This is a genomic window from Streptomyces sp. WM6372, assembly GCF_001279655.1.
In the GTDB taxonomy this organism is placed as follows: Bacteria; Actinomycetota; Actinomycetes; order Streptomycetales; family Streptomycetaceae; genus Streptomyces.
This window is the reverse complement of sequence record NZ_LGDB01000119.1, coordinates 1-362: the sequence shown is the minus strand read 5'-3', so window position 1 is coordinate 362 and position 362 is coordinate 1. Positions and strand designations below refer to the sequence as shown.

1 protein-coding gene is annotated in these 362 nt (G+C 67.7%); it reads left to right on the top strand.

Annotated features, from left to right (window positions below):
- Positions 1–362, top strand: a 362-nt coding sequence (locus tag ADK52_RS11120; RefSeq protein ID WP_159045905.1) for an AMP-binding protein, incomplete at both ends; no start/stop codon positions are given.

Below are 362 nucleotides of genomic sequence, written 5' to 3'. Positions count from 1 at the left end.
TCGTGGCGTTGCTCGCGGTGTTGAAGAGCGGTTCGGGTTATGTGCCGGTGGATCCGGAGTACCCCGTGGACCGGATCGCGTACATGCTCGCGGACGCCGAACCGGTACTGGTGATCACCGATGCGGACACCGTGCCCGTGCTGCCCCAGGACGGCACCGTGCCGCGCCTGCTGCTCGATGAGCCGGGGGTCCGGCGTGCCGTGGCGGCCCGGGACGGCGGAGACCTGTCCGACCACGACCGTCTGTCTTCGGTGTTGCCGGCTCATCCGGCGTATGTGGTTTATACGTCGGGTTCGACGGGGCGGCCGAAGGGTGTGGTGGTTTCGCATGTGGGTGTGGCGAGTTTGTCGGGGACGCAGGTC